A 20,072-nucleotide genomic window follows, 5' to 3' on the forward strand; every position below is an offset into this window, starting at 1 on the left:
TCCGTCCGGTTGAACATCCGGGGGCGGTCGCCGTTCTAACGGGATGCCCCGGACCCTGATCACCTGGACGCAGGACGAGACCGCCGGCGTGCCGCTCCCGCGCTTCGTCGGACGGGTCGGGGCGGTCGTCGTGGGGATCTGCGCCTACGACGGGTCGAGCCGGTTCTGGACCTGGTGGAGCCCGCTGGCCGAGGACGTCTGGGGCCACGGCCAGGACGCCGAGGGCGCCCGGCAGGGGTGCGAAGCCTGGCTGCGCGGGTGGCTCGAGAACTTCAGGCAGTTCTTCGCCTGACGCGGCGGGCCGCGGCCGGGCCGTCAGCGCAGGAATTGCGGAAGGCGCCGCTTCCAGCGCTCGCCGAGCCGCAATTCGTTCGTCCGCCGCCCCGCCGTCGCGCGCGGTGACGGGCCTGGACCGGACGCCTGACCGGACGCGACCGGCAGGACGCGCGCGGCCGCCTCGTCGACGCCGCCCGGTCCAGGGCGCGTCGCCGGTATCGGGCGCGGCCGCGCCGCCGGCTTCCGCGCGCGCGCAGCCGCGCGATATCCACGAGGATCCCGCGCCCACCCGTCGGCCGGCCGGCACGGTCGCCGGTGAAGCGGCCGCGCGCCAGGATTCAGCGCGTCCGGCCGTCGATGGAGATCACCCGGTCCTCGGCGCCGTAGGAACGCCCCGCCGCGACGCCGCGGCGGAGCGGGCCGATGACCCGGTCGCGGTCGTCGGCGTGGGTGGTTCTCTCGTAGGCGGCCAGCGGGATGCCGGCTTCCGCCTCGGTCGGATCGACCTTGAACAGGCGGACCACCAGGGCTCGACCCGCACGCGGTCCGCCGCGGGATCCCGCGCCCGGTGCCCGATCATGTCGGCCGAATCGAGCGCGATCTGGAAGGGTTCGGAGCAGGTCTGGCCGACGGACGCGGTGGTCCTGGGCTGGCGGTGCACGTGCCGGGCGCCGTGCCGGTCGATCTGCGAGGACGATGGCTGCAACCTCAAGAGTTCTTTGACGCATTTATGCAACTGTGGCGTGCTGGCCACTCGCGTCCCACCGGTCTTCTGTATTATGAATGCTCAAGCCAGCCCGCGCGCCGGAGCCTGACCGCCGATGGGATCGAAGTCACCTGTCCAGGGCAGATCCTCCGGGGATGCGGCGGCGGAGGAGGAGCTGTACGAGCGCTCCGCCCTGCCGCGCGCGCCGAGCGCCGGGCGGCTGCTGCAGCGGATCGCCGACGCGCTGCAGGTTCCGGCCGCCTCCCTGTACGGTCCGCAGGGACCGGAGCGGGGCGCCGGCGGGCAGGCCGACGAGGCGGAGGCCCTGCTGCGCGCCTACAGGCGCATCGACGATCCCAAGGTTCGCCGTCGCGTCCTGACCCTCGTGCAGGAGCTGGCGGAGGGACGCTGACCGGCGCGCCCGTGATGCGCTTGGCCCGCCACGTGCTAACCTCGGCGGGATTGCAACGCTTGGGCGAGTCGGCATGCTGAACAGACGATCCTTCATGGCCCTGTCGGGCGCCGCCCTCGCGGCTCCGGCCCTGGCTCAGGGCAGCGCCGCCCGGACGCTCAAGTTCATCCCGCAGGCCGACCTGACGGTGCTCGATCCGATCTGGACGACCGCCTACGTCACCCGGAACCACGGGCTCGCCGTCTTCGACACGCTCTACGGCACCGATGCCAGCTACGCCGCCCAGCCGCAGATGGTGGCCGGCCACACGGTGGAGAGCGACGGCACGCTGTGGCGCCTCACCCTGCGGCCCGGGCTGACCTTCCACGACGGCAGCCCCGTGCTGGCCCGCGACTGCATGGCGAGCGTGGCGCGCTGGGGCAAGCGCGACGCCATGGGCCAGACGCTCATGGCCTACACGGACGAGCTCTCGGCCCCGGACGACCGGACGATCCAGTTCCGGCTGAAGAAGCCCTTCGCGCTCCTGCCGGACGCGCTCGGCAAGGTCGGCTCCTCGATCTGCGCCATCATGCCGGAGCGGCTCGCCAAGACCGACCCGTTCACGCAGGTGACCGAGATGGTCGGCAGCGGCCCGTTCCGCTTCAAGGCGGACGAGCGCGTGGTCGGCGCCCGGGTGGTCTACGAGCGCTTTGCCGGCTACGTCCCCCGGGAGGGCGGGGAGCCGCAATGGACCTCGGGCCCGAAGCGCGCCTTCGTCGACCGGGTCGAGTGGCACGTCATCCCCGATCAGGCCACCGCCGCCTCGGCGATGCAGACGGGCGAGATGGACTGGTGGGAGCAGCCGCCGGCCGATCTCGTCCCGACCCTCGGCGGCCTCACGACGCGGATCACCGACCCGACCGGCCTGATCGGCTGCCTGCGGATGAACCAGCTCCAGCCGCCCTTCGACAACCCGGCGATCCGGCAGGTGCTGCTGAAGGTCGTCGACCAGACCGACTTCATGCAGGCGGTGACCGGCACCGATCCCAAGCTGATCCACGTGCCGACCGGCTTCTTCTGCCCGGGCCTGCCGATGGCGAGCGACGTCGGCCTCGGCGCCCTCACGGGCAAGCGCGACTTCGCGGGCGCCAAGGCGGCGCTCGCGGCGGCGGGCTACAAGGGCGAGAAGGTGGTGCTGATGGGCGCCTCGGATTTCCCGAGCCTGAAGGCGCTCGCCGACGTGGCGGCCGACATGCTCACGCGCGCCGGCTTCAACGTCGACTACCAGGTGATGGACTGGGGCTCGGTGGTGCAGCGGCGCGCCAAGAAGGAGCCGGTCGCCCAGGGTGGCTGGAGCGCGTTCTGCACCTTCTGGGCGGGACTCGACCAGGCGAACCCCGCGGTCAGCGCCTTCCTGCGCGGGACGGGCCAGAGCGCCGCGATCGGGTGGCCGACCAGCGCGAAGATCGAGGCGCTGCGGGATCAGTGGCTGGACGCCCCGGACACCGCCGCGCGGAAGAGGCTCGCGGGCGAGCTCCAGCAGCAGGCCTTCACCGACCTGCCCTACCTGCCCCTCGGGCAGTACTTCAACCAGACCTCGTACAAGCCGGCCCTGAGCGGCGTCCTCGAGGGCGTGCCGGTGTTCTGGAACGTCAGGAAGGGCTGAAGCCGGTCCGGGCGGTCGCAGACCGCCCGCGCCGTCCCCGATCCGCGCGGCCCGCGCAGATCGGGTGCGGCCGACCGCGTCGCCGGAGCCGGCCGGCGATCTGCGACGGCCTCGACTCGTCGGCGGCATCCTGGCCGACGATCGAGGCCGTCCCCTCAACAGATCCGCTCCGTTGAAGCCCGGCGGCGCTTCCCAGCCGCGGCGGCCGCGGGTTAAGCAGGGTCGGCACAGGTCACCACCAGAGATGACCGGCCCGCGAGGAAGCCCGAGACGACGCGCCTGCCCGCCGCCCCGCCCGCGCGGCGGCGCCCGGCGCCGTCCAGCCCCGCGCGGGCCCGGCCGTGACCTGGAGACGTGACCTGGATCGAACCGGACCCCCGCGGGGGCCGGCCTGAACCCACGACACGCCGCGAGGATAGGCCCGATGACAGGCTCCTTGGACGAGGCCGCCCTGGAACGCTCGGCGATGCGCAGGATCGGCTGGCGGCTCGTGCCGTTCCTGATCCTCGCCTATTTCGTCTCCTTCCTGGACCGCGTGAATGTCGGCTTCGCGGCCATCCAGATGAACCACGATGTCGGCCTGTCGGCGACCGTGTTCGGTTGGGGCGCCGGCATCTTCTTCCTCGGCTACTTCCTGATGGAGATCCCCAGCAACCTGATGCTGGAGCGCTTCGGGGCGCGGCTGTGGATCGCCCGGATCATGGCGACCTGGGGGCTGATCTCCGCCGCCATGGCGCTCGTGCAGGGGCCGTGGTCGTTCATCGCCCTGCGCTTCCTGCTGGGGCTCGCCGAGGCCGGCTTCTTCCCCGGCGTGATCCTCTACCTCACCTACTGGTTCCCCTCCGCCTACCGGGCGCGGATCATCGGGATCTTCATGATCTCGATCCCGATCTCGTCGTTCCTCGGCTCGCCGATCTCCGGCGCGCTGCTCAACGTGACGGGGTTCGGCCTCGCCGGCTGGCAGTGGCTGTTCATCCTCGAGGGCCTGCCGGCGGTGGTCCTGGCCGTCGCGGTCCTGTGGTTCCTGCCGGACGGGCCGCGGGACGCGGCGTGGCTGCCGGCGGCCGAGCGGGACTGGCTGGAGCGGCAACTCCGGGCCGAGGCGGCGCGCAACACCCGCCGCGGCGCGCCCGCGAAGCCGCCGCTCTGGGAGATCCTGCGCGACCGGCGGCTCGCCCTCTTCGCGGCCATCTATTTCGGCTCGACGGCGAGCAGCTACGGGCTGTCGTTCTGGACGCCGCAGATCGTCAAGAGCTTCGGCCTCGGCAATGTCGAGACCGGGCTCCTGAACAGCATCCCGTACGGGTTCGCGTCCCTGGCGATGGTCCTCTGGGGCCGGCACAGCGACCGGACCGCCGAGCGGCGCTGGCACCTCGCGCTCTCGTTCCTGATCCTGGCGCTGGGGCTCGCGGGCGGCACGGTCCTGTCGGGGCTCGGCCCGGTCGTGGCGGCGCTGACGGTCGCCGCCATGGGCGTCTACATGCTCAAGGGCCCGTTCTGGGCGCTCGCGACCGAGCAGATGCCGCCCGCCACGGCGGCGGCGAGCATCGCGGCCATCAACGCGGTCGGCAATCTCGGCGGCTTCCTCGGTCCCTACCTGATCGGCGCGATCAAGGATGGGACCGGCAGCTTCACCCTGAGCCTGCTGCCCCTGGTGGTCTTCGCCCTGCTCTCGGCCGCCCTGTCGCTGGTGCCCGGCCGCACGCCGCGCCCCGACCAGGGCGCGCCGCGCCCGTCCGCCGTCTGAAGCGCGGCCCCGCGGCGAACCGAGCCCGGGGCCCGCCGGTTGGCCCCGTGCAGCCATCGCCCGGCACGGGACCGATCCGGACCGGATCAGGTCCCGCAGGCCGGGCGCACCGATGACCGGGAGCCGGACCCATGAAGCTCGACGACGCCCTGCGGGACGCCATCCTGGCGGAGCTCACGCGTCAGGCCGAGGCGGAGGATCCCGCGCCGCAGGTCGACCTGTCGGAGCCGGGTTACGCGCGGATCTCGGGGCGGATCGACCTCGAGGCCCTGCTGATGGTGATCGCCGGGGCGGTCGCCGGCGGGCCGTGAGCCCCGCGCGGGCCCGCGGACGTCCCCGCCGGACGATCGAGCCCGTCGGCCGCGGGCCGCCGCCCGTGACCGAGTCGCCGTCAGGAGACCGCCGTGCCCAAGCTCAACGCCATCCTGGAGACGGCGCTGTACGTCGCGGATCTCGACCGCGCCGAGGCCTTCTACCGCGACACGATGGGATTGCGCTGTCTCTTCACCGACTTCCGCATGCGCGCCTTCGACGTCGGCGGCCGCGGCGTCCTCCTGCTCTTCCCGGAGGGCGGGTCCCTGCAGCCGATCGAGGCGCCGGGCGGGCTCATCCCGCCCCATGACGGCCGCGGCCCGGCCCATATCGCGTTCTCGATCGACGCCGACGCCCTCGCGCCCTGGGAGGATCATCTCGCGGCCTCCGGCGTGGCCGTCGAGGGCCGCACGCGCTGGCCCAGGGGTGGCGTCAGCGTCTACTTCCGGGACCCGGACGGGCACCTGCTCGAACTGGCCACGCCCGGCCTCTGGAAGGGCTACTGAGCCGGTACGGGGCGCCCGGCCTCGAACCCGGCGCGCCCCCCTCTCCGCCTGGCCGCGCGCGCTGCGGCGTCCGGGTGGCGTTGGTGCAGGCTGAACGGCGAAGGGGCCGCCTCCTTGCGGAAGCGGCCCCTTCGGGCGTGGATCGGCGTGGCGCGGCGGTCGGGATCCGACCGCCGCGGCGCGGTCTCAGTACGAGCCGAACTTGTAGTTCAGGCCGGCGCGGACGACGGCGAACTCGTCGGAGCGGCGGCCGACGCCGCTGTAGACGACCGGGAAGTTGTTGGCGGCGTTGATGACGAACGCGCCCTGGTTGCGGGTGTTGCGGTCGAGGTTGACGTACAGGCCTTCGACCTTGAGCGTCACGGCCGAGGAGCGGAAGAAGTTCAGGAACGAGTCGGTCGGCAGGGCGNGCGTCGGCCTCGACGCCGATCACGAGGCCGGAGCCGGGGGTGATCTGCCAGTTGTAGCCGATCTGGCCACCGCCGGAGAAGCCGTCCTGGCTGCGGTTGCGGAAGGAGGCGACGGTGCCGGGGGCGGCGTACGGGAAGGGGACGGCGAAGGTGTTGCCGGTGTTGCGGTCGCTGGCGTCGAAGGCGTAGCCGGCGTTGATACCGAAGTAGGCGCCGGTCCAGGTGAAGACCGGGACGGGGGTGAACACCGGCGGCGGGGCGGCGCGGCGCGGCAGGTCGGCGGCCGAGGCGGCGCCGGTCAGCAGGGCCGTGGCGGCGCTCGCGAGAAGAAGCTTCTTGATCATCTGGTCCTCTGTCTCCCGTTGGACGGGATGTGTGCGGGACGGACAGGACGTCAGGATGTGCGGCCGCGATAGTGCATCGTTGCAACAGCGTCGGCGGGGGTCCCGAGCCGGTGGACCGGAAGGTGCGCTGGAGCACATCATCGCGGCGTCGTGATCGAGGGGCTCGGAACTATTTCAAGACTTCTGTCGCGGTATCGCGCTGCGACGGACAATAGGCGGACGCGGCCCTCGCTCATCTCCCGGCGCCCGATCGCCGTCGCCGAAACGCTTGATCTAGGTTGTTGCCCCGCCCAACGGCCCCGGTCAGGCTCGGGACGGTGGTCGGGTCCGGGTGACGGCCCCGGCTCGCGGCGACGCGGCACGGAATCTTACCCCGCTTGACCGGAGTGCTCGCGCGACGCGCCCCGCATGGATGAACGTTTCCTGGATCCCGCCTCGGGTCTGGTTCGGGCCTCTCGCCGTCTGGCGACCGCTCATTCCCTGGAGGACATCGTCGCGATCCTTCGCGAGACCGCACGGGAGATTGCCGGCTCCGACGGGATCGCCGTGGTGCTGCGCGAGGGCGACGCCTCCTTCTACGCCGCCGAGGATGCCATCGAGCCGCTGTGGCGCGGCCGCAGATTCCCGCTGACGGCGTGCGTCTCGGGGCGCGCGATGCTCGACGACGAGACCATCGTGGTGCCGGACATCGAGTGCGATCCCCGGGTGCCGGTCGCCCTCTACCGCCTGACCTCGATGCGCAGCCTGGTGATGGTGCCGATCGGCTCTCCCGAGCCGGTCGCGGCGCTCGGCGCCTACTGGTGCGCCTCGGTCATCCCGGACGACGAGACGGTCCGCCGGCTCGAAGGGCTGGCCCGGCAGGCGGCGGCGGCCCTGGCGCGGATGCGTCCGGCGGGGTCGTAGGGGGCGAGGCCGCCGCATCGGAGGCGGCATCCGGATCGCGCCGGGCGCGGGATCGATCGGCCGCCCCGGCCGTTCCCCGCCTTCACACCCCCGCACGGAAGATCCAGACCCGCCACATGAAGCGCCTCACACTCATCGGCATCTTCATCGCCCTGCTGCTCGCCATCGTGGCGATCGCGGCCACGTGGTCGAAGGTCACGCCCGTCAATCCGGCGGTCGCGCCCGACACGTCGGCGACGCCCAATCCCACCGGCGAGCGGAAATGAGGCCGCGGTGACGCGACGCCCAGCCTCCCGGTCCTGATCGGCGACCGCGCCGGGTTCCCGTCCCCCGGGACCGGGTCGGACCGGCCGGAGGATCTGCTGGCCGGGCCCGAACTGGCCGTCGTGACCGGCGTCGCCGGATCTCCGCGCGGGCGGCCGCCCTGTCCTCGGCACCGGCCCGGCTCCTCGTGACCGGGGCCGGCCGCGTAGTCCTCCGGGGACCAAGCCTCCGGGGACCAAGCCTCCGGGGACCAAGCCTCCGGGGACCAAGCCTCCGGGGACCAAGCCTCCGGGGACCATGCCTCCGGGGACCATGCCTCCGGGGACCATGCCTCCGGGGACCATGCCTCCGGGGACCATGCCTCCGGGGACCATGCCTCCGGGGACCATGCCTCCGGGGACCATGCCTCCGGGGACCATGCCTCCGGGGAACATGCGGCGACCTCCTGTCTTGGCTCTACACGAGGGACCGCATGGCCGGTCGGGAGGGACGCATGGGACAGGATGTCGACGCCGCACGCGAGGCCCTGGGAACGGTTCCGCCGGGCCGGCCGGCCGCCCCGGAGAAGCGGCCCGATCCGGCGGCCGGCGGCAGCGGTCCCCACGCTCCGGGCCCCGTGGACCCCGGATCCGGCGAGGCGCCGGAGAGCGGCGGCTACGACACCCGGCCGCCCGTGCCGCGGCCGGACAATCGGAAGGGCGGATACGGGGCCGGCTGAGGCCGCGAATTCCGATTCTGCTCGTCGCCCCCCGAGGCGCGGTACGCCGTCCGCGCCGGGTCGCGAGACGCGCCCGTCGAGGACGACCGCAGGCACCCGCACGCGCCCGAGAGCGTTGGTCGGGGCGGCCCGGGCCTGTCGCGTGGGCGGCCGGATCGCCCGCGACAGCGCGCACCAAGATCCTCCGCGATCTCCGATGACGGGTGACGGACCTCCCGCACCCGGCACAGGCACGGCACGGTAAAATCTCGAGATATTCATCGAGTCTTCGTTTCATATTTACGCTGTTTAAACCCATGCCGCGCCCAAACCGTGGGAACGTAAATCGCTCGCTGAAAGTCCGACCATGAATGAGACCTTCGATGAGACATCCAACACCTTGGCCGTGATGACCGCCGAGCTTGTCGCCGCCTACGTGTCGAACAATCCGGTGCCGGCCGCGGAGCTGCCGGCGCTGATCGCGCGGGTGCACGGCGCGATCAGCGGGCTCGTCACCGGGACGCCGACCGCGGAGATCGGCGCGGCCTCGCAGACCGAGATCGAGAAGCCGAGCGCGGCCCAGATCCGCAAGTCGGTCCGGCACGACGGGATCGTCAGCTTCATCGACGGCAAGATCTACAAGACGCTGAAGCGCCACTTGGCCAGCCACGGCCTGGATCCGCGCAGCTACCGCGACAGCTACGGCCTCCCGACCGACTATCCGATGGTCGCCCCCGGCTACGCCGAGCAGCGCTCCGCCCTCGCCAAGGCGATCGGCCTGGGCCAGCCCGGCGCCATGGCGCGGCGCGGCGTCTCGGACCACTGATCCCCGACAGGGGTGTCGCCGCGCGGCGGCGACACCTCCGGCCGCCCGGACCACCGCGCGGGCCTCGACCGCGCTCTCAATCCTCCGGGCCGGCGCGGCGTTGCCCGCGGATTCCGCCCGACTCGACGCGGCCGCGGGCGTAGCCCGGGGAGATCAGCCGGCCCTGCCGGGCGAGGCGCTGCTCCAGCGCGTCGAGATCGACCAGCGCATCCGCGATGGCCGCGACGAGGGCGGTCCACGCATCGCCCTTCGCGGCCCGCCGATAGGCGACGGCGATCGTCTCGGCCTCCCTGAGACGAATCTCCGCAGGGGCCGCCTCGGGATCTGGGTGCATCGCCGTCCGAATCCGTATAGAACATATCACGAACAAAGCGCATCGTCGTGGCGGGTTCAACCGCCGACGCGCCGTGTTCTCGGATCGCGGTGGAGTGCTGTGGATTGATCGAGAGGAGCTCAATGCCGACACGGCTTTACCGCTTCCACTGCACGGACGGTCACGAGCTGGTGACCGACCTGCGCGGCAGCCGGTTTCCGAATGCGGCGCAGATGCGGGCCCACGCCGAGCGGGTCGCGCTCGCGCTGATGGAGCGGGTCGTGGAGCGGTTCGATTGGTCGGGCTGGCAGGTCGAGGTCTACGACGCCAAGGGGCGCCGGGTCTGGATCCGGGCCTTTCCGGATGTGAGCGTCGACAGGCGGGCCGCCTGAGACGGGTGGCCGCGCAGGAGGAGAAGCAGATGGCTTTCAAGCCGAAATCCGCCGCCGAGACCAAGGCGCGCGACCTGGGCCTCGCCCTGGCCCGGATCGCCGAGGACGCGGGCATGCCGGCGAGTATCGGAGTCGACCGCTTGCGGCGCGCGAGTCCCCGGCTGACCCCGCTGGCGGTGGGTCAGATGGTCCGCCGCGAGCGGGACACCGTCGAGGCGACCCTGGCCGAGCGCGGCCTGGCGCTCGTCGACTATTCCGATCAGGGGCCGGGTCGCGGGATGGAATTCCTCATCGACGCGGCGGCCTGAGCGGCTCGATCAGGCCGCCGCCGGGCGGCTCCGCAGAAGACGGCCCACGAGACGGAACGGCAGGAGCGGCAGCTTGAACAGCGCCGTGACCACCAGCACCGCCACGACGGTGAGAAGCGCGAGAACAGAGTTCATCATGCGCGTCGGACTCCCATGACCGGCTCGCCCCTCGGGCCGGGTGCGCTACGAGGCGCCCGGAACACGGCGAGACTATGAACGGGCGGGAGCCATTCGGTCGCAGCCGGCCAGTCGCGCGGGGCGCGGGATACCCGGCTCCGTTCGACCGGTTCCATTCGGGAGGCTGCCCTCGTCGGGCGGAGAGGAGTTCGGTATGCGCAAGCGTCTCGCCGGCGGCTTGGCCACACGCGCGATCGCGGCGGCGCTGTCGATGACCGCGGCGTCCGCGGAGCCGGTACGGGCACGGGTCGACGTGCGCTACGCCGCGCCGGACCGGTTCACCGATGCCGAGAACCGTTTCGGTTCCGGGCAGCCGCTGCGGGTCACGCTGGCCGAGCTGACCCGGATCTTCACGGATCTCGGGACCGCGCGGCTCCGCCCGGACGAGCGCCTCGACATCACCGTGCTCGACGTCGATCTCGCCGGCTTCGACCGCCCCGGTTTCGCGACCCCGACGGGCCTGCGGGTCGTGACGGACGCCACGCCGCCGCGGATCCGCCTCGCCTACAGCCTGCGTCGGGGCGGACGCCTCGTCGCGCAGGGCGAGGACACGGTGACGGATATCAACTTCCTGCTGACGTCCAACCCGCGCTTCTCCACCGGCGGTCTCTACTACGAGCGGCAGATCCTCCGCGACTGGTTCGCCCGGCGCTTTCCGGAACCTGCGGGCCGCGGCTAGGGCGGCCCGGTGGAGGCCGGGCCGGCACCGGGCCGGTCCGGCGCCGCCCACCGCCCGCTCGGGGCCGCCGTGCTTCCGGTGACGGCGTTGCCGCCGCTGTCGCCGCCGGGCCGCCGCAGCCCCGGTCAGCAGGGCGTCGGCGAGGGTCGATGCGCGCGTGGTGGATCGCGGCTCCCCGAGCCGCGGCGAGGCCGCCCCGGCCCTCGGCGGGAGACGCCCGGCAGGGCCGCGAACGTGCGTCGCGGCGCCCGAGGTCGGGCCGGATCGGTCCGGCGGCCCGGAACACCCCCGCACCCCTCGGGTTCACCGGGCATCACACCCGAAGGAGGCGACGATGTCGGCACCCGGCACCCTGAAAGAGGTCTATCTCGACGAGATGCAGGATCTCTGGTCGGCTAACGACCAGATGGTCCGGGCCGTGCAGCAGCTCAGCGGGCAGGTCAGCGACCCCAAGCTGAAGCGGATGCTCGAGCAGTCCGTGGGCGGGATCCGGAAGCACACCGACGTGCTGAAGAGCCTGATCCAGGCCAATGGCGGCGAGACCCGGCCCGAGCACTGCAAGGGCATGGAGGGCCTCGTCGCCGAGGCGCTGAAGCACGGGATCAAGGAGGCCTCGCCCGACGGACGGCTGCGCGACGTGGCGATCATCGCGCAGTATCAGCGCATGTCGCATTACGGCCTCGCCGGCTTCGGCTCGGCGGCCGCCTACGCCAAGGCCCTCGGCCGCACCGACGACGCGTCCAAGCTGAAGCAGGCGGTGGACGAGATCTACAAGGGCGACGCGGCCGCGAGCCAGCTCGCCGAGGCGGTGGAGCGCGCCGCGGCCTGAAGGTCGGTACGGGGCGCGGCCTCCGGCGATCCGGACCCGACGGTCGGTCGCGGGGACCGGGTGAGGCGGGGCGTGCCGGCGACGCCGGCACCCCTATCTGGCGCAGGGACGGTGTAGTAGCGTCGGTGGAGCCCGCCCGACGGGCCGGCCGACCGGGCCGGTCGCGGACCGGGCCCCGCCCTCCGCGCTGCGCTCGCCCGAGCGGGAGCCTCACGAGTCGGTCCACCGCATGAGCGAGGCCTGCATCTTCTCGGCCGGCTGCAGCGAACTCGCCGACCTCGTCCGGACCTACAACTGGGCGGAGACGCCGCTGGGTCCGATCGCGGACTGGCCGCGGAGCCTGGTCTTCGCGGTCAGCACCCTGCTGCAATCGCCGGTGCCGATCGTGCTGCTCTGGGGCGAGGACGGCATCATGATCTACAACGACGCCTATTCGGGCTTCGCCGGCGGGCGCCATCCCAAGCTCCTCGGCTCCAAGGTGCGCGAGGGCTGGCCGGAGGTCGCCGACTTCAACGACAACGTCATGCGCGTCGGCCTGGCCGGCGGGACGCTGTCCTACAAGGACCAGGAACTCACCCTGCACCGCTACGGCCGGCCCGAGCCGGTCTGGATGAACCTCGACTACTCGCCCGTCTTCGGCGAGGACGGACGACCCGCGGGGGTGATCGCCATCGTGGTCGAGAGCACCGAGCGGGTGCTGGCCGAGCGCCGCCTGCGCGAGAGCGAGGAGCTGTTCCGCTCCCTCGCCCAGGGCATCCCGCAACTCGTCTGGCGCGCCGCGATCGACGGGGCCTGCATCTGGTCGAGCCCGCAATGGCACGCCTATACCGGGCAGACCGACGCGACGAGCCTGGGCTGGGGCTGGCTGGACGCCGTCCATCCGGACGATTACGGGGTCGCCGAAGCCGCGTGGCGCGAGGCGGCGGCGAGCGGCCATCTCTCCTTCGAGCACCGGCTCCGCAACGCGGCCGAGGAGCGCTTCTGCTGGTTCCAGACCCGGGCGGCGCCGGTCCGCGACGCCCAGGGCCGGATCGTCGGGTGGCTCGGCACCTCGACCGACATCGACGATCTGCGCCAGCTGCAGGAGCGGCAGCAGGTCATGGTCGCCGAGCTGCAGCACCGGACCCGCAACCTGCTCGGCGTCGTGCGCTCCATCGCCAAGCAGACGATGGCCCAGACCGGGCCCGGCGAGACGTTTCGGGAGCGGTTCAACGACCGTCTGTCGGCCCTCTCCCGGGTCCAGGGCCTCCTCTCGCGCTCCGATCAGGAACCGATCACGCTCCGGTCCCTGATCGAGACGGAACTCGCCGCCCTCGATGCCCCGGCCATGCAGGAGCGCATCCGGCTCCACGGACCCGTGGTGCGCCTGCGCAAGGCGACGGTGCAGACCTTCGCGCTGGCGCTGCACGAACTCGCCACCAACGCGCTGAAATACGGCGCGCTCACCACGGCGCATGGCCGCCTGCGCGTGACGTGGCGGACCTACAGGGCGGACGACGGCGGCGGCCGGCTGCTGGTGGAATGGGTGGAGGAAGGTCTCGTTCGCGGACCGGAGCTGTCGGACGCGCCGCGGGGCGGCTACGGGCGGGAATTGATCGAGCATGCCCTGCCCTACGCCCTGAAGGCGACGACCAGCTACGAACTCGGCGATACGGTGCTACATTGCTCGATCAACATCCCGCTCCCCGAGGGAGAAGCTGCAGGCAGCCCCGTATGACCCCGAAACCGCGCGCGCTGGCCGGCAGGCGTGTCCTGCTGGTCGAGGACGATTATTTCATCGCCGTTGATCTCAAGTCCGGATTCGAGGAGGGCGGCGCCCAGGTCCTGGGGCCGGTCGCCAGCGTCGACGAGGCGCTGGCACTGATCGCCGGCACCGCCGAGATCGACGCCGCGGTTCTCGACATCAACCTGCAGGACGAGCTCGTCTATCCCGTCGCCGACGCGCTGCACGCGCGCGGCGTGCCCTTCCTGTTCGCGACCGGCTACGATCCGGTCGCCGTGCCGTCGCTCCACGGCGCCGTGGCCCTCTGCCAGAAGCCGATCGACCCGCAGGTTGTGGCGCGCGCCCTGTTCGGCTGACAGGTCCGAGCGCGCCAGCGGCCCGGGATCCGGCAACCCGGCCGATGTTTCCCGTGAAACATCGGCGCAGGCGTATAGTCCTGCACCGGTACTCTGTCCCAGGCGACGTGCGGGAACGCTTCCGGGATCACCCTGTCCCGGTCGGTAGCGATTCAGGCGCGAGCGCGGGTCAGCGATCCCCGAAGAGGCGCACGATCGCGCCGGCGGCCAGCCACAAGCCTCTCAGGAGCCACCAGAGCAGCCGGCCCAACTGGACCAGCACCTCGATCGCCTCGAGACCCTTGAGCAGCCGCCGAGAGAGGCCGGGCCGGCGGCGCGCCGGCCCGGCCTCTCTCGGCGGATCATCCTGACCGTCTTTCCCGCGCATGTTCGCTTCCGGAGCCCGGCGCCGCCCGGAGACGGGCGGCGCCGTCCCTCACCACGCGGCCTGGAGGCCTGCGGAGACGACCTGGGCGGTGGCGCCCGGGCGGAGCTCGCCCGTGTAGCCGATCGACAGCTGCACGCCCGCGGCGACCGCGCCGGTCAGGCTCACCCCCAGCACCGCACCGTCCCGGCCCAGCGCGCTCGTCCGGCTCGAGAACCCCGCCCCGAACACGTCGGACCGGATCACCGCCGCCGTGTCGGCCAGCTCGTGCGCCCAGTACGCCCGCCCCTCCAGCCGCAGCTCCGGGATGCCGGCAAACGCCGCGCTCGTCACCCGACCGCCCACGAGCCCGCGCGCCGCGTCGAGATCCGCCACCGCGAAGCCCTGCCCGCCGAAGCCCTGCCCGCCGAAGCCCTGCCCGACCAGCCCGCCCCGCTCCGACGCCCGGCCCCGCGTCAGCCGGTCGTAGCTGAAGCCCACCTCCGGAACGAGCTCCACCGGAAGACCCACCGCCAGCGCGTAGCCGGCAAAGCCCGACACCCCGCCGTTCCAGCCCGACGACAGCCCGCTCGCCTGCGACACCGCGGCGCCCAGCGCCACCGTCCGGTCGACCCGACCGTCCGCGTACGACACCCCCGCCGTGCCCCGCAGCACCACGGCGCCGAGTCGCGTGCTCGCGTAGAGCGTGCCGCCGTAGCTGTCGGTGGTGAACCGGCCCAGACCCGCGCCCCGCGACGTGCCGCCCTCACGCAGGTAGCTGAACGCCCCGCCCACCCGCGTGTCCGCGCCGACCTGCCGGTCGACGCCCATCAGCAGCCCGCCGGCGTCGAACCCGGCCCCCGCGGCCGCCCGGTCGCCGGCGCGCGCGCCGAACCCGTACAGTGCGTCGGCCCAGACCCGGCCCTNAGCCGGCGGGCGGCGAGGTCGGTCATCACCGCGTCGCCGTAGCTCTGGCCCGACAGGCTCGCCAGCCCGCCCGGCAGGGTCGCCGGGCTGGCCGCGTAGAGCGGGTCGAACACCCGCGCCCGCGCCGCGTCCGGCCGCGTGCCGGCCTCCGGGCGGGCGAGGTCCAGCGCCGCGCCCACCGCCCGGGCGTTGCCGGTCTGGGCGAGGCCGAGGCCTGCGAGGTTGCCGTAGGCGGCGGGCGTGACCACGAGGTCGAGGCCGGTGGCGGCGTAGAGCGCGTCGAGGCGCGTGCCGGCCGGCAGGCCCGCCGCCGGCTGGGCGAGCCCGGTGAACGTGCCCGACAGCCCGGCCTGCGCGGTGAGCACGCCGAAGCGCTGGCCGAGCGCCGGGGTGAAGCTGTTTGTGGCGTTGCCGGTGATGCCGCGCAGCTCCGGCACCAGGGTGCCGTTGGCCGAGACCGTGCCGGTCGAGCCGAGCGCCAGGAGGCGGGCGTAGCTGCCCGCGCCGGTGCCGGTGCCCGGCCCGTCGATGTCGAGGCCGAGGCTGCTGCCGGGGGCGAGCGCCACCGGGCCGAGCACGGTCAGCGTGCCGGGGGAGTTGCCCGGCCGCAGGGCGCCGGCGACGGTGACCGGGGCCGCGACGGTGCCGATGCCGCGCAGGGTGCCGGCGGCCGCGACCGTGACCGGCGAGGTCCAGAGCCCGTCGAGCGAGAGGGTTCCGGCCTGGACCGTGGTCGGGCCGGAGAAGCGGCCGAGGCCGGTGAGCGCGAGCGTGCCGGTCCCGGCCTTGGTCAGGCTGGTCGGGCTGGCGGTCTCCAGGATGGCGCCGGCGTAGGTCGAGGCGGTCGCGCCCGTGACGGTCAGGGCGCCGTTGCCCAGGACCGCGGAGGCGGAGCCGGCGAGGCGCGCCACCGCGACGGCGGTGCCGCCGAGGTCGAGCGCGCCGGTGTTGGTCAGGCTGGTCAGCCCGGCGAGCGGGCCGGTGATCTGCAGGAGGCCGGCATTGGTGAGGGTGCCGTTGAGCTGGCCGGAGAGCTGGGCGATGCCGGTGTTGGTCAGGTCGGTGGTGAGGGTGCCGGCGCTGGCGACGAGGCCGGCATTGCTGAGGCCGGCGGGCGCCGTGAGGCTGGCGGCCGGGGCGACCGCGACGAGGCCGGCATTGGTGAGGGGCCCGGCGAGGCTGTAGCTGCCGGTGACGGCCAGCGTCGCGCCGGCGGCGTTGGCGAAGGGTCCGCTGCTGGTGACGGTCCCGGACACGGCGAGCAGGCCGGCCTCGTTGGCGATGGCGCCGTCGAGGCGGCCGCCGCTGGCGAGCACGGTGCCGGCATTGGTCAGGCCGCCACTGACCGTGCCGCTCGTGGCGAGGAGGCCGGTGTTGGCGACGCCGCCGCCGATGGCGCCGGCGTTGCTCAGGACGCCGCTGTTGGCCGCGCCGCCGGCGACGGTGCCGGTGTTGAGGGCCGTGCCGGTGTTAATCAGCCCGCCCGCGAGGGTGCCGGCATTGACCAGGCTGCCGCTGTTGGCCGCGCCGCCGCCGACCGTGCCGGTGTTGGAGGCGAGGCCGGCATTGGCGAGGCCGCCCGCGATGGTGCCGCTGTTGGCGAGCACGCCGAGATTGGCGACGCTGCCGGAGACGAGGCCGGCATTGAGGAAGCTCGCCGCCGAGCCGACGAGAACGGGCGCGGTGAGGCTGCCGGTGGCGGTCAGGGCCAGGGTGCCGGTGCCGACCAGTGCGCCGCCCGTGAACGTGTTGGCCGCCGACAGCACGGCGGTGCCGGGGCCGGTCTTGACGAGCACGCCCGGCTGGCCGCCGTCGGCGATCGGCCCCGCGAAGGTGGCGGTGCCGACATCGATCTGCAGGGTGCCGGGGCCGGAGAGCGTGAGCGGGCGGGCGGTGGCGAAGCCGTCGGCGAGGACCTCGAGGGTGCCGCCGCCGAGGGTCAGGCCGGTGCCGGTGGCGCCGAGATTGGCGTCGCGGGAGACGGCCAGGGTACCGCCGTAGACGGCGGTGCCGCCGGCATAGGTGTTGGTGCCGGCGAGTTCGAGCGTGCCGAGCCCGACCTTGATCAGGCCGCCGACGCCTGAGATGTCGTTGGCAAAACGACCGTAATAGGCTTGGCCGTTGTAGGTGGTGTTGACGGTCCAGGTGGAGGTGAACTGACCCGGGCCGTCGATCGCCTTGCCGAGGTTGAGCAGGCCCCATCCGTAGATGTCGTTCGGGGCATCGGCGGGTCCGTCACCGAGATGGGTGGCGGTTGTGAACATGGTCTGGGCGATCTGCGGCGCCGTCAGGAATGGGAACGCCTGACGCAACACGGCCGCGGCACCGGCCACGTGCGGCGCGGCCATCGAGGTGCCTTGCAGAGGCCCGTAGTTCGAACCATTGAGGATCTTATTGCCGTTGGCGTCGAAGCCGCTGTAGCCCTGTCCGACCTGCACGGTTGAATAGATGTCGACGCCCGGCGCCGCGATGCACCACCTTGCCGTAACCCCGCACCAGTTGCTGAAATTGGCGATCTGCTTGTTTTTGTCGACCGCGACTACTGATACGATAAATCCGTCAAGTTTCGAAAAATCAATTTTGCTTTGGTCGACGGGGCCGGTCGGCGCATAGTCGGGGCTGGGATCGCCATTAGGGTCAGTCCCGTAGCTGGTATAAAATTGGTAGAGACCGCTATTCGCATTCGCTGGCTTGATGAATGGATAGAATGCGGCGCCGCTCGGGTTTTGGGATACATCGGGTTGGCTTCTCCGATCGTTGCCTGCGGCAAAGACCATGAGCATGTCTGACTGCGCGGCTTCGATAAGAGCATTAGTTTCTAGCGCGTCCGATGCATAGTATTCTTGGATTGACATTTTCCTATAGTTCGGATTTAGAAATCCATCGACGACCGGTCGGGAAGTTGTCGGTCCATAGCTACCATTCAAGACCCGGGCGCCGTTTTGAGTTGCTGTCTCTACTGCGCTGATCGTGTCGCGCAAATCGAACAGCGCCAGTATCTTGCTGTCGAAACCAACTCCCATCATCCCAACGCCATCACGGGCAGCCCCGATCGTACCAGCGACATGGGTTCCATGACTGGATCTGGCATCCGTATCATATATGAGATCTTGATTTAGTCCGGGAATAAAATTGCGTGATTGTGAAGAGATCTTTCCTCTAAATTCCGGATTCGTAGGGTCGATCCCGGAGTCGATCACGGCAACCAATACGCCTAGACCGGTGAAGCCTCGGGCGTAAGCGGTGGCGGCGTTGATCGCAGACAGGCCCCAATCGGCTCGATACTCCGGCGTGTCGAACTGGCTCGTCGTCAACGGAACCCCGAAGGCATCGACCGTCGAGGGCGAGCGCGCCGGCATGGTCTGCGCCGCCACAGGTCCCAGAGCCAGCGCGAGCGTCGCGAGCGAGCTGCCGACCAGCAATCCGAGTCGCACGGGGCCGCGACGCCGGGTTCCGGCGCGCGCGTCCCGGCTCGGATCACAGGATCCGGTCACACGCTCTACATCGCTATACTGTTGGACCACCGGACTGACCCCCGTCATGCCTGCCGCAAGCTTTGCACGGGAGTTAGAAAATGCGGCTTTAACGGACTATCACATCGCGGCCACACCCGGCGCCGCGCGCGACGTCCTGAAACGGGGATCCCCCTTTCTGGGACGGATGGAACCACACCGCCGGCTCGCGGGGCACGATGATCGGACGTTGCGCCGGGGGCGGTCCGGTCGGGCGGCGCCCGCGTCGAATCGCACGCCGCCCCGGCAAACGACAGTGTACAGCCGCCCGGGTCGGCGGGAGACAGGAAGACTGTCCGGGTGGGCGCGGCTAACGTGCGGGACGACCGGACCGCGTTGCCACGCGTCACCTTGGGGCAGGCCCCCGTTCTTCATCGGTCGCGCGAACAGCAGGTGTCAGGCTCGACGTATGTCTTCCGAGGAGAGAGACCGGGACCCGGACGCGGCGCCGGCCGGGGGCGAGGCTCCGGGCGGCGAGGTCGCCTGCCTGCGGTTCGAGCCGCCCGGGGATCCCGCGGCGCTGGGGCGGGCGTGGCAGGACCATCTCGCGCCCATCTTCGACGTGAGCTTCCGCCCGGAGACCGATCTCACCGTCCCGATCGCGATGCGCAGCTACCATCTCGGCGACCTGCTGGTCGGCGACGTGGTGGCGCCGGCCCACACCCTCGTGCGGACGCGGGAGATGATCGGCCAGCAGGGGCTCGACCACATCCTGCTGCAGTTCTACCGGCGGGGGCAGAGCCGCGTGGAGACCGATCAGGGCGCGGGCCCGGTGAACGAGGTGCAGTGCATCGTCTTCGACCTCGCCCAGCCCGTGCGCATCGTGGCGGGCGCCGTCGACGCCACGAACGTCGTGATCCCCCGCGCCCTGCTGGAGAAGCAGGGCTGCCACCCGGACGCCCTGCACGGGCGCCCCCTCGACCACGACGGCGACCCGTTCGGGCGGCTGGTCCACAATTTCGTCGCCAACGTCGTCGCCTGCGGCGACCTCCTCGACCGCCGCGAGGCCCTGGCGGCCTCGGCGGCGATCACCCAGCTCTGCGCCAGCTGGCTGCGCGGACAGGAGGAGGGGCGCCCCTCCCAGCACCAGGACATCCGGATCCGGGTCCGCCGCCTCGTCGAGGCGGAACTCGGCAACCCGAAGCTGACGCCCGCCCTGATCGCGACCCGGCTCGGCCTGTCGCGCTCGACCCTGTACCGGCTGTTCGCCCCCAACGGCATCGTGGCGTATATCCGCGACCGCCGCCTCATGGCGGCGATGCGGATGCTCGTGCGCGACGATGCCCCCAAACCCCTGCGCATCTCGCAGGTCGCCTTCGCGGTCGGCTTCTCGGACGAGCGGACCTTCCGGCGGGCGTTCAAGCGCCGGTTCGGCTTCATCCCGAGCGACGCGTCCCAGCGCCTGGAGACCGGCCCCGAACCCGCGCCCGGCGCCGTCCTGCGCAACTGGATCGAGAGCCTCTGA

23 protein-coding genes and 1 pseudogene are annotated in these 20,072 nt (G+C 72.0%); 17 read left to right on the plus strand and 7 right to left on the minus strand.

Going from position 1 to position 20,072, the window contains the following annotated elements:
* Positions 1-43: 43 nt before the first annotated feature.
* Positions 44-292 (plus strand): hypothetical protein, encoded by a 249-nt coding sequence (locus tag MOTC310_RS25735; protein WP_331303800.1) that lies wholly within the window; start codon positions 44-46, stop codon positions 290-292.
* A gap of 322 nt (positions 293-614) precedes the next feature.
* Here MOTC310_RS25735 and MOTC310_RS25740 read toward each other — a convergent pair whose 3' ends face one another.
* The gene (locus tag MOTC310_RS25740) at positions 615-800 is read right to left on the minus strand and encodes a hypothetical protein (RefSeq protein ID WP_331303801.1); all 186 of its coding nucleotides are present in this window, start codon (positions 798-800) and stop codon (positions 615-617) included.
* Positions 801-1,097: 297 nt separating this feature from the next.
* On the opposite strand from MOTC310_RS25740, the gene MOTC310_RS25745 reads away from it, so the two are divergent.
* The 5 genes from MOTC310_RS25745 (at position 1,098) to MOTC310_RS25765 (ending at position 5,604) form a co-directional block, all read left to right on the plus strand.
* A complete protein-coding gene (locus MOTC310_RS25745; protein WP_331289294.1) occupies positions 1,098-1,394 on the plus strand; it encodes a hypothetical protein in 297 nt (98 codons plus the stop codon).
* A 73-nt stretch (positions 1,395-1,467) separates the two neighbouring features.
* The gene (locus tag MOTC310_RS25750; RefSeq protein ID WP_331303802.1) at positions 1,468-3,039 is read left to right on the plus strand and encodes an ABC transporter substrate-binding protein; all 1,572 of its coding nucleotides are present in this window, start codon (positions 1,468-1,470) and stop codon (positions 3,037-3,039) included.
* A 424-nt stretch (positions 3,040-3,463) separates the two neighbouring features.
* Positions 3,464-4,786 carry an MFS transporter gene (locus tag MOTC310_RS25755; RefSeq protein WP_331289296.1) on the plus strand — a complete coding sequence of 441 codons (1,323 nt, stop codon included), beginning with the start codon at positions 3,464-3,466 and terminating at the stop codon, positions 4,784-4,786.
* Between the two features lie 131 nt (positions 4,787-4,917).
* Positions 4,918-5,097 (plus strand): hypothetical protein, encoded by a 180-nt coding sequence (locus MOTC310_RS25760; RefSeq protein ID WP_012321170.1) that lies wholly within the window; start codon positions 4,918-4,920, stop codon positions 5,095-5,097.
* A gap of 93 nt (positions 5,098-5,190) precedes the next feature.
* A complete protein-coding gene (locus MOTC310_RS25765) occupies positions 5,191-5,604 on the plus strand; it encodes a VOC family protein (RefSeq protein WP_331303803.1) in 414 nt (137 codons plus the stop codon).
* Between the two features lie 186 nt (positions 5,605-5,790).
* Here the strand turns inward: MOTC310_RS25765 and MOTC310_RS25770 are convergent.
* A pseudogene (locus MOTC310_RS25770) lies at positions 5,791-6,355 on the minus strand (hypothetical protein).
* Between the two features lie 411 nt (positions 6,356-6,766).
* Between MOTC310_RS25770 and MOTC310_RS25775 the strand changes: the two are divergent.
* From MOTC310_RS25775 to MOTC310_RS25790, 4 genes are all read left to right on the plus strand, one after another.
* Positions 6,767-7,261, plus strand: a complete 495-nt coding sequence (locus MOTC310_RS25775) for a GAF domain-containing protein (RefSeq protein WP_331303804.1) — start codon at positions 6,767-6,769, stop codon at positions 7,259-7,261.
* Positions 7,262-7,377: 116 nt separating this feature from the next.
* Entirely contained in the window at positions 7,378-7,527 is a 150-nt protein-coding gene (locus tag MOTC310_RS25780) for a hypothetical protein (RefSeq protein ID WP_331289299.1), read from the plus strand.
* A gap of 491 nt (positions 7,528-8,018) precedes the next feature.
* Positions 8,019-8,243, plus strand: a complete 225-nt coding sequence (locus MOTC310_RS25785; RefSeq protein WP_331303805.1) for a hypothetical protein — start codon at positions 8,019-8,021, stop codon at positions 8,241-8,243.
* Positions 8,244-8,589: 346 nt separating this feature from the next.
* Positions 8,590-9,048, plus strand: coding sequence for a Ros/MucR family transcriptional regulator (locus MOTC310_RS25790; protein ID WP_331303806.1), 459 nt, complete (start codon positions 8,590-8,592; stop codon positions 9,046-9,048).
* Between the two features lie 76 nt (positions 9,049-9,124).
* Here MOTC310_RS25790 and MOTC310_RS25795 read toward each other — a convergent pair whose 3' ends face one another.
* Positions 9,125-9,382: a hypothetical protein gene (locus MOTC310_RS25795; protein WP_331289301.1), complete on the minus strand. Its 258-nt coding sequence runs from the start codon at positions 9,380-9,382 to the stop codon at positions 9,125-9,127.
* Positions 9,383-9,504: 122 nt separating this feature from the next.
* On the opposite strand from MOTC310_RS25795, the gene MOTC310_RS25800 reads away from it, so the two are divergent.
* Positions 9,505-9,753 carry a DUF6894 family protein gene (locus MOTC310_RS25800; protein WP_331289302.1) on the plus strand — a complete coding sequence of 83 codons (249 nt, stop codon included), beginning with the start codon at positions 9,505-9,507 and terminating at the stop codon, positions 9,751-9,753.
* A gap of 29 nt (positions 9,754-9,782) precedes the next feature.
* Complete coding sequence (locus MOTC310_RS25805; protein WP_331289303.1) at positions 9,783-10,061, plus strand: adenylosuccinate synthase; 279 nt, start codon at positions 9,783-9,785, stop codon at positions 10,059-10,061.
* A 9-nt stretch (positions 10,062-10,070) separates the two neighbouring features.
* Here the strand turns inward: MOTC310_RS25805 and MOTC310_RS25810 are convergent, their stop codons facing one another.
* Positions 10,071-10,199, minus strand: coding sequence for a hypothetical protein (locus MOTC310_RS25810; protein ID WP_273560679.1), 129 nt, complete (start codon positions 10,197-10,199; stop codon positions 10,071-10,073).
* Positions 10,200-10,392: 193 nt separating this feature from the next.
* Here MOTC310_RS25810 and MOTC310_RS25815 point away from each other — a divergent pair, with 193 nt between their 5' ends.
* The 4 genes from MOTC310_RS25815 to MOTC310_RS25830 all read left to right on the plus strand — a co-directional run bounded on the left by MOTC310_RS25815 (position 10,393) and on the right by MOTC310_RS25830 (position 13,825).
* Complete coding sequence (locus MOTC310_RS25815; protein WP_331303807.1) at positions 10,393-10,917, plus strand: DUF3016 domain-containing protein; 525 nt, start codon at positions 10,393-10,395, stop codon at positions 10,915-10,917.
* Between the two features lie 334 nt (positions 10,918-11,251).
* The gene (locus MOTC310_RS25820; protein WP_331303808.1) at positions 11,252-11,746 is read left to right on the plus strand and encodes a YciE/YciF ferroxidase family protein; all 495 of its coding nucleotides are present in this window, start codon (positions 11,252-11,254) and stop codon (positions 11,744-11,746) included.
* 229 nt (positions 11,747-11,975) lie between these two features.
* Positions 11,976-13,463, plus strand: a complete 1,488-nt coding sequence (locus MOTC310_RS25825; RefSeq protein ID WP_331303809.1) for a sensor histidine kinase — start codon at positions 11,976-11,978, stop codon at positions 13,461-13,463.
* Positions 13,460-13,825 carry a response regulator gene (locus MOTC310_RS25830; RefSeq protein WP_331289307.1) on the plus strand — a complete coding sequence of 122 codons (366 nt, stop codon included), beginning with the start codon at positions 13,460-13,462 and terminating at the stop codon, positions 13,823-13,825. Before MOTC310_RS25825 ends, MOTC310_RS25830 begins: the two co-directional genes overlap by 4 nt.
* 169 nt (positions 13,826-13,994) lie before the next feature.
* Here the strand turns inward: MOTC310_RS25830 and MOTC310_RS25835 are convergent, their stop codons facing one another.
* From MOTC310_RS25835 to MOTC310_RS25845, 3 genes are read right to left on the minus strand one after another with little or no spacing between them, the layout of a single operon-like run.
* Positions 13,995-14,192, minus strand: coding sequence for a hypothetical protein (locus MOTC310_RS25835; protein ID WP_331303810.1), 198 nt, complete (start codon positions 14,190-14,192; stop codon positions 13,995-13,997).
* A 48-nt stretch (positions 14,193-14,240) separates the two neighbouring features.
* Positions 14,241-15,071 (minus strand): autotransporter outer membrane beta-barrel domain-containing protein, encoded by an 831-nt coding sequence (locus MOTC310_RS25840; protein ID WP_331304115.1) that lies wholly within the window; start codon positions 15,069-15,071, stop codon positions 14,241-14,243.
* On the minus strand, positions 14,999-18,637 hold the full coding sequence (locus tag MOTC310_RS25845; RefSeq protein ID WP_331303811.1) for a S8 family serine peptidase: 3,639 nt from the start codon (positions 18,635-18,637) through the stop codon (positions 14,999-15,001). The genes MOTC310_RS25840 and MOTC310_RS25845 overlap by 73 nt, the downstream gene beginning before the upstream one ends.
* Before the next feature lie 379 nt (positions 18,638-19,016).
* Here MOTC310_RS25845 and MOTC310_RS25850 point away from each other — a divergent pair, with 379 nt between their 5' ends.
* Positions 19,017-20,072, plus strand: coding sequence for a helix-turn-helix domain-containing protein (locus MOTC310_RS25850; RefSeq protein ID WP_331303812.1), 1,056 nt, complete (start codon positions 19,017-19,019; stop codon positions 20,070-20,072).

Origin of the sequence: Methylobacterium oryzae (genome assembly GCF_036441375.1) — a bacterium.
GTDB lineage: Bacteria > Pseudomonadota > Alphaproteobacteria > Rhizobiales > Beijerinckiaceae > Methylobacterium > Methylobacterium oryzae_A.

What these genes read in the sequence shown, in the direction of transcription:
- MOTC310_RS25785 (WP_331303805.1), top strand. Translation starts at nt 8,019, where the DNA reads ATGGGACAGGATGTCGACGCCGCACGCGAGGCCCTGGGAACGGTTCCG.
- MOTC310_RS25850 (WP_331303812.1), top strand. Translation starts at nt 19,017, where the DNA reads ATGTCTTCCGAGGAGAGAGACCGGGACCCGGACGCGGCGCCGGCCGGG.
- MOTC310_RS25830 (WP_331289307.1), top strand. Translation starts at nt 13,460, where the DNA reads ATGACCCCGAAACCGCGCGCGCTGGCCGGCAGGCGTGTCCTGCTGGTC.
- MOTC310_RS25750 (WP_331303802.1), top strand. Translation starts at nt 1,468, where the DNA reads ATGCTGAACAGACGATCCTTCATGGCCCTGTCGGGCGCCGCCCTCGCG.
- MOTC310_RS25825 (WP_331303809.1), top strand. Translation starts at nt 11,976, where the DNA reads ATGAGCGAGGCCTGCATCTTCTCGGCCGGCTGCAGCGAACTCGCCGAC.
- MOTC310_RS25755 (WP_331289296.1), top strand. Translation starts at nt 3,464, where the DNA reads ATGACAGGCTCCTTGGACGAGGCCGCCCTGGAACGCTCGGCGATGCGC.
- MOTC310_RS25790 (WP_331303806.1), top strand. Translation starts at nt 8,590, where the DNA reads ATGAATGAGACCTTCGATGAGACATCCAACACCTTGGCCGTGATGACC.
- MOTC310_RS25835 (WP_331303810.1), bottom strand. Translation starts at nt 14,192, where the DNA reads ATGCGCGGGAAAGACGGTCAGGATGATCCGCCGAGAGAGGCCGGGCCG.
- MOTC310_RS25820 (WP_331303808.1), top strand. Translation starts at nt 11,252, where the DNA reads ATGTCGGCACCCGGCACCCTGAAAGAGGTCTATCTCGACGAGATGCAG.
- MOTC310_RS25745 (WP_331289294.1), top strand. Translation starts at nt 1,098, where the DNA reads ATGGGATCGAAGTCACCTGTCCAGGGCAGATCCTCCGGGGATGCGGCG.
- MOTC310_RS25760 (WP_012321170.1), top strand. Translation starts at nt 4,918, where the DNA reads ATGAAGCTCGACGACGCCCTGCGGGACGCCATCCTGGCGGAGCTCACG.
- MOTC310_RS25805 (WP_331289303.1), top strand. Translation starts at nt 9,783, where the DNA reads ATGGCTTTCAAGCCGAAATCCGCCGCCGAGACCAAGGCGCGCGACCTG.
- MOTC310_RS25800 (WP_331289302.1), top strand. Translation starts at nt 9,505, where the DNA reads ATGCCGACACGGCTTTACCGCTTCCACTGCACGGACGGTCACGAGCTG.
- MOTC310_RS25735 (WP_331303800.1), top strand. Translation starts at nt 44, where the DNA reads ATGCCCCGGACCCTGATCACCTGGACGCAGGACGAGACCGCCGGCGTG.
- MOTC310_RS25795 (WP_331289301.1), bottom strand. Translation starts at nt 9,382, where the DNA reads ATGCACCCAGATCCCGAGGCGGCCCCTGCGGAGATTCGTCTCAGGGAG.
- MOTC310_RS25780 (WP_331289299.1), top strand. Translation starts at nt 7,378, where the DNA reads ATGAAGCGCCTCACACTCATCGGCATCTTCATCGCCCTGCTGCTCGCC.
- MOTC310_RS25815 (WP_331303807.1), top strand. Translation starts at nt 10,393, where the DNA reads ATGCGCAAGCGTCTCGCCGGCGGCTTGGCCACACGCGCGATCGCGGCG.
- MOTC310_RS25810 (WP_273560679.1), bottom strand. Translation starts at nt 10,199, where the DNA reads ATGATGAACTCTGTTCTCGCGCTTCTCACCGTCGTGGCGGTGCTGGTG.
- MOTC310_RS25775 (WP_331303804.1), top strand. Translation starts at nt 6,767, where the DNA reads ATGGATGAACGTTTCCTGGATCCCGCCTCGGGTCTGGTTCGGGCCTCT.